Annotated in this window: 1 pseudogene; it reads left to right on the forward strand. The window is 59.4% G+C overall.

The annotated features are described in order from the left end of the window. Positions 1-138 precede the first annotated feature (138 nt). A pseudogene (locus tag ACFFWD_RS32320) lies at positions 139-842 on the forward strand (IS5 family transposase). Positions 843-859: the final 17 nt, after the last annotated feature.

Genomic DNA, 859 nt, shown 5'->3' on the forward strand with positions numbered 1-859 from the left:
CTAGGACCAATCCACATTCAGGATTCCCATAGCTGAATGATGCTGAATCAATGCGTTCCGGACCTTTTGATTCGGAGCGTACTGATGGGCGTGAAGCGCTATGAACTAAGCGAGGCACAATGGGCTCGGATTGCACCTATGCTGCCGGGCAAGGTGGGTGATCCCGGCCGGAGCGGTGTCGACAACCGCCTGTTCGTGAACGGGGTTTTGTGGGTTCTGCGGTCCGGTGCCTACTGGCAGCACCTGCCGGAGCGCTATGGCAAGTGGAAGAGCGTACACGCGCGTTTCACCCGCTGGGCCAAGGCCGGCGTGTGGGAGAAGGTGTTTGCCGAACTGATCAAGGATCGCGACAACAAATACCTGATGCTCGACACCACTCTGGTTCGTGTCCACCAGCAGGCCGCGAGCGGAAAAGGGGGGCCAAAACTCAGGAGTTGGGGCGTTCCCGAGGTGGATTGACGACCAAGATCCACATGCTCTGCGACAGCCTCGGTCGGCCGCTGCGCTTCAGGCTCACCGCCGGCCAACGACACGACAACCTCACTGCAAAAGCCCTGCTCGAAGGCTTCACCGCCGAGGCCGTGCTGGCCGACAAGGCCTACGACAATAACGATCTGCGCACGACCATCGCAGACATGAACGCCGAAGCGGTAATCCCCTCAACCCGTTCTCGTAAGGTCCCCATCCCGCATGACGAGACGATCTACAAGCTACGCAACCGCATCGAGCGCTGCTTCAACAAGCTCAAACACTTCCGCCGCTTCGCCACCCGATATGACCGACGGGCAGACTACTTCCTCGCCTTCGTCCACCTCGCCGCAATCTGCATTTGGCTCCGTTGAATGTGGATTCGTCCTAG

Source organism: Bradyrhizobium erythrophlei, assembly GCF_042430365.1.
Lineage (GTDB): Bacteria > Pseudomonadota > Alphaproteobacteria > Rhizobiales > Xanthobacteraceae > Bradyrhizobium > Bradyrhizobium erythrophlei.